The sequence below is a fragment of the Magnetococcales bacterium genome (assembly GCA_015232395.1).
In the GTDB taxonomy this organism is placed as follows: domain Bacteria; phylum Pseudomonadota; class Magnetococcia; order Magnetococcales; family JADFZT01; genus JADFZT01.
In genome coordinates this window covers 1-5,163 of sequence record JADFZT010000143.1, presented here as the reverse complement: position 1 = coordinate 5,163, position 5,163 = coordinate 1, and the positions used below count along the sequence as shown (strand labels likewise).

The window sequence follows — 5,163 nt, the reverse complement described above, 5'->3', positions numbered from 1 at the left end:
TCTACGAAGTCAGTAAAACATTTTCAGACCAAAAAGGCTGTCAAGTCTTATTTGCGGCAGGGTGCTGAATAGTTACGTTCCGGTTTGATCTGCAGTTTCACTATGCCTTGGGAGTCACCCTGGAAGAGACAGGAATGGCATTGCGCACCCTGGAATATTTCCGGGCGCGGGTAGTGGGATCGGAAGCGGTTGGGGCGACATTCGACGAGGTGACGGACCGGATCATTGAGACGCTAGGACTGAACACCTCCCGGCAGCGACATGACTCGACCCATTTCCGTTCCAATATGGCCAATCTGACCCGGCTTGGTCTATTCACCCGGACGTTGGAACATTTTATTGATTCCTGAATGCCAAAGCCTTGGCTTGGTGAAGGTTCCGTTTTCTCCTGCCCACTTCACGGTAGAAAGGGTGTGCCAGGGACTGGAGATCTTACCGCCTGCCCAAATTGTCCCGAAAATCTGTAGCTACGTCCAGAAAAATGTGGCGCAGGATCCCTGGGTTGGCACCCCAAATTGGGCCATACGAGGTTTACGGAATAGACAGGTTACGTTTTGGTCACGCTCACTCATCCATCCGATGGGAGGGTTTCCTCCACCAGATAGGTCAAGGCCTGCTCCACCAGGGTCTGAATATCCCTTTTGGAGGAGAAGACCGCATAAGCCAGACGTTTAAAAACCGGGGCCTCTTCGACTGGAAACAGCTCTTTCCGGGCGAGTTGCTCCTCGATCATGATATCGGCGAGAAAGGCCGAGCCGTTGAACTCCGTCAGAAAATCCAACGCCATGCGGCCTCGATCCACTTGGATTTCCGGTGGCGGCAACTCGGGAAACCAGCGGGCGTGCGCCACGGAAAACGATAGTCCCCAGTCCACCATGATGTAGGGGCCTGCCAACGCTTCCTTTACAGAAAGGCCTGGGCGCGTCGAGACCATCATCAACTCCACCGGAGTGATCTCCCGCACCTTGAGTTCCGGCGTCTGAGGCGGTTCGAACATGAACCCCACATCCAGGGTGCGAGCAAGCAGACCCTGAGTCAGCCCTTCCCCACTGTGATGTTCACAACGCAAGGCCATGTTCGGCATCTTCTCCCGCAAGGTCACAACCCAGTTCTGCAAAAAAATATCCCAGAGACTGGTGATTCCCCCAACCACCAGCATCTGCTGGTCCTCTTCGATCAGGTTGATGGTGCCCTTGGTTTCCTCCCACAGGTGCAGAATGGTCTCGGCGGTTTTCAACAGACGTTTCCCGGCGGACGTCAGCTGAATGTCGTTTCTGGTTCGGGTGAACAAGGTTGCGCCCACCATCTCCTCCAGAAGCCGGACACGGGAACTGACGGCGGATTGGGTGACGAATAGGCTCTTCGAAGCTCGCCCGAAATGCCGTGTCCGTTGCACCTCCATGAAGGTTCTCAGCAGGTCGATATCCATGTCCAAATCCTTGATTTCCCGCTGATCGGGCAGAAGGCGCCTCCTTCTGTCGATCAAAAATGTTTGTCGTAACCTTGGAATTAAATCATCAAAAAAATTCCATCGTGGCCGCTAAAATATTGCATTTTACAAGCCTATGGCCATGGGCGTATACGATGTCTGGAAATCTGTATCGATCACTTTTTTACATCAACACGCAAAGGGGCGCCACAATGAAAAAGCTGTTTTTGGGGGTGGTTGGGCTTGGATTTTCTCTTCTGGTTGCCGGTCCCACGCTGGCCGAATCGCATTCCGAGGATGCGGATGACCAAAACCAACACGAGGCCACCTGTAGAAAGTGGGCGGATGAAGACCAGGTTCCCGTAGACGATCTGGAGCGCTATGTCGCTGATTGTCTTTCAGGGTTTGGAGAAGCTCCAGAAGAACCGACTGGTCAGGATGAGTACAGTGAGCAGGATATGGAGCCCGGTTCCAGTTACTAGTGCAATCTCCCGGAGAACGCTGAGTCTCTTTAATATAGGTGCGCAACAAACATCACTGGAGGCGAGTATGGGAAAGAAAGCCAAAAAGTCGAAGAAAGGCAACGGCGAGGACAAGACCAACAAAAAGGTGAAAACGCCAGCTACTGAGGAGAAGAAGGCCAAAGCCAAGTCCGGGAAAAAGAACGGGAAGAAAAAGGCTGCGACCAACCAGTCCAAAGATACCGCCTCCCAGGGAACGGAAGCGCAAACGGCGCTTTGAAAACAGCGCTTTTCAACCGTAAGGCAGGTCGGCATGCCAAAGCCCGCCCACCTTTTCTCTCTATCAAGGAACTGAAATGCACGGCTTGGTTGCGGGTGACAATGCGATTCCAGGATGGGAAAGGCATGAAGGCGACAGTCCATTGATCGCAGTAGCGCTGCACAGTGGTCATTTGGTTCCCCTGGAGTTGGCGAATCTGATGGCCGTCACTGAAGAGGAGCGTCTTCGTGAAGAGGATCCCTACACGGGAGAATGGACGGTAGCTGTTCCCAACCGTCTTGTGGTTCGCCGATCACGCTTCCTGTGTGATCTGAACCAGCCTCATCACAAGGCCATATACATGGCGCCGGAAGATGCTTGGGGTTTGGAGGTCTGGGAAAAGACCCCTCCCGTTGAACTTGAACGGGAACTGAGGGCCTATCACGACGCGTTCTATGTGGAGGTCAAGCGGTGGTTTGATCGGATTGAGTCCCAATGGGGGCGGTTTGTGGTTCTTGATCTCCATGCGTACAACCACCGGCGATCCGGGCCGGATGCCCCGCCGGCGCCAGCCGAAGAGAATCCCGATGTCAATATCGGCACCGGAACCATGGACCGGAATTTATGGGGGCCGCTCGTAGACCGCTTCATCAGAGACCTCAAGGCCTTTGACTGTTTGGGCCGCAAGCTGGATGTCCGGGAAAACGTTCGGTTCACAGGTGGAGAGTTTCCCAACTGGGTTCATCGCAACTATCCCACATCCGGCTGCGTTATCTCAGTGGATATAAAGAAGATCTTTATGGATGAGTGGACCGGAATGCTCTACCCGGTTGCGTTCGATGCCTATGCCAGGGCGCTTAGGGCGGTTGTTCCCGGCATTCTTGAAGAACTTGAGGAAATGAGGCCGTAAGCTTCAACCCGTCAAAACACGCCTATCGAAATGGAGGCGATATGAAAAAAAAACATGGTCCGTTGCTGACCCCGAATCAAATCACCACTCTGCGTCTTTTTCTGACCGTAGCGCTGTTCACCGCCTGGTTCCTCACCGATTACACCATCGCCCGCTGGCTCATATGCGCGGGCTTTATTTTTATCTTCGCAGCCGATGCATGGGATGGGGTGGTGGCCCGCAGGCACAATCTTTCAACGATGTTCGGCATCTATTTCGATCCGGTGGTGGACCAGATCAGCTATACGGCCCTGACCATCCTGATGATCGATGCCGGTTTGATCCCTTTATGGTTTTTGTTTGTTTTTGTCGTGGTTTCGGCGCTCGCGGCATTCATAAAGAATTATGCGGCCGCCAACAACAGGGTCATTTCAGCCTCCATCCTCGCCAAGGTGAAGGCTGACCTGGTATCCGTGCCCCTGGCCGGCCTCTATTTCATGCAAGAGGTTTCCGGAGAATGGGGGATCGCATGCCTCGTTGCCATCGGGATGTACTGGTTTTTATTCAAGTTCATGTTCGACCCGTCACGGGAACATACGATAGCCATGCGGGCTTCTCTGGTCACTCTGGCTGTGGTGTTCCTGCTGAGACCCGATTCCATGGGATTGGCCGAATACTACGGCGTTGTCTATGTGATCCTGGCACTGGTGGCGCATACGGGATCGGCGGCCTTTTACTGGTGGGACAACCGGGATCTGTTCCACGAACTCGGATCGGGTGCCGAATCCGGACAAGCGCTTAAAGAACCTGTTGCCATCAACGCGGCGCTGGATCCAATGGATCCTCTGTTGGATCCGGTCGTTTCCCATCAGGCCGGAAATGTCGGGGTCATGACCGCCAACCCTGTGTCCGCCATGGTTCCCGGTCAATCCATGGGCGCGATACCCAACTCTATGGCTGGTGATTCTGTGGATGCCAAACCAGGAGCGCTCTGATGGATACTGTTTACGGGATTCCAAAAAGCATATGGCGGTTTTGCGCAATGATGCCCTTTGCCTGCCATGGCTTGCGAAGAGCGAGACATGTGATTTCGGTGACCAAAACAAATGGCTGAGATACTGGTGGTAGATGACGATGAAGCACTCGGAAAGCGCATCTGCGCACTTTTGTCCTGGGACGGTCATCGTGTGCGTTGGGCAGTCAACGCACGGGAGGGACTGTCCCTGCATACCAAACACCCTGCCGATCTGATCGTTACGGAAATCTATTTGCCGGGCATGAACGGCTTGGAGTTGATTTCGGTCTTGCGGCATCGCGGTGACAACGTCCAAATTATTGCTCTATCCAGAGGATATCAACGCATGTCGGAAGAACTTTCCCTGATGTTGGCCAAGTGCAAGGGTGCCTTCGCGGCTTTCTCGAAACCGGTTTCAGTGGAGAATCTGCGAAGTGTGGTGAAAGCGGCGCTGGGTGGCCAACCCACACCTTCTATTGTCGCCTCGAAGCGATTTGGAAGGAGTGAGACGGATTATGAGGTGTCCGGATGGCGCGCGTAACCGTTGAAGATTGTCTCAGGAAATTGCCTGACAGGTTCGACCTTGTGATTGTCGCAGCCCAACGGGTTCGGGAACTCTCCGCCGGTGCTCAACCCACCCTTCCGGTGGACAAGGACAAGAATACGGTGTTGGCCTTACGGGAAATCGCCGAAGGAACCATCGATGTCAACGCTCTCCAGGAGGCAATGCGCCAAAAATACAGAGATAAAGGCAGGGGTGAAAATGACGAGGAAGCCTTGCCTGAAAGTGAAATCGGCTCTGCAAATCCACGAACGCGCAGCCTGCATCTTGATGAGGAAAATGACGATTCATCAAGAGAAGAAGGGGATGACGGAGATCGCGAAGAGGAAGAAACGGAGTTCAACCCCGAAGATCTGGACGACGCCGACCATCTTATCCATGGCGGCCCCAGTGATGACGCGTTGGAGTCTTTGGAGGATTGGGGGTGACGGCTTATTGAAAGGCCATTGGGTTTGTTGTCTCTTAAGGGGGTGTACTTGCCAAGACTTGATCTGACAGATGTAGGATATTCCTAGGTTCGAAAATGTTCGTTGGGCAACCCATTCACC

At 53.7% G+C, this 5,163-nt stretch carries 8 protein-coding genes; 7 read left to right on the top strand and 1 reads right to left on the bottom strand.

Annotation, left to right across the window (positions count from 1 at the left end; all coding sequences use genetic code 11):
- Positions 1 to 134 precede the first annotated feature (134 nt).
- Positions 135 to 350, top strand: coding sequence for a hypothetical protein (locus HQL52_19855; GenBank protein MBF0371698.1), 216 nt, complete (start codon positions 135 to 137; stop codon positions 348 to 350).
- A 218-nt stretch (positions 351 to 568) separates the two neighbouring features.
- Here HQL52_19855 and HQL52_19850 read toward each other — a convergent pair whose 3' ends face one another.
- Complete coding sequence (locus HQL52_19850; GenBank protein MBF0371697.1) at positions 569 to 1,429, bottom strand: LysR family transcriptional regulator; 861 nt, start codon at positions 1,427 to 1,429, stop codon at positions 569 to 571.
- 212 nt (positions 1,430 to 1,641) lie between these two features.
- On the opposite strand from HQL52_19850, the gene HQL52_19845 reads away from it, so the two are divergent.
- The 6 genes from HQL52_19845 to HQL52_19820 all read left to right on the top strand — a co-directional run bounded on the left by HQL52_19845 (position 1,642) and on the right by HQL52_19820 (position 5,043).
- Positions 1,642 to 1,911: a hypothetical protein gene (locus HQL52_19845; GenBank protein MBF0371696.1), complete on the top strand. Its 270-nt coding sequence runs from the start codon at positions 1,642 to 1,644 to the stop codon at positions 1,909 to 1,911.
- A gap of 67 nt (positions 1,912 to 1,978) precedes the next feature.
- Positions 1,979 to 2,170, top strand: a complete 192-nt coding sequence (locus HQL52_19840; protein ID MBF0371695.1) for a hypothetical protein — start codon at positions 1,979 to 1,981, stop codon at positions 2,168 to 2,170.
- A gap of 76 nt (positions 2,171 to 2,246) precedes the next feature.
- A complete protein-coding gene (locus tag HQL52_19835) occupies positions 2,247 to 3,059 on the top strand; it encodes an N-formylglutamate amidohydrolase (protein MBF0371694.1) in 813 nt (270 codons plus the stop codon).
- A 41-nt stretch (positions 3,060 to 3,100) separates the two neighbouring features.
- Positions 3,101 to 4,033, top strand: coding sequence for a CDP-alcohol phosphatidyltransferase family protein (locus tag HQL52_19830; protein ID MBF0371693.1), 933 nt, complete (start codon positions 3,101 to 3,103; stop codon positions 4,031 to 4,033).
- Between the two features lie 111 nt (positions 4,034 to 4,144).
- Positions 4,145 to 4,594, top strand: coding sequence for a response regulator (locus HQL52_19825; GenBank protein ID MBF0371692.1), 450 nt, complete (start codon positions 4,145 to 4,147; stop codon positions 4,592 to 4,594).
- Entirely contained in the window at positions 4,582 to 5,043 is a 462-nt protein-coding gene (locus HQL52_19820; GenBank protein MBF0371691.1) for a DNA-directed RNA polymerase subunit omega, read from the top strand. Before HQL52_19825 ends, HQL52_19820 begins: the two co-directional genes overlap by 13 nt.
- Positions 5,044 to 5,163: the final 120 nt, after the last annotated feature.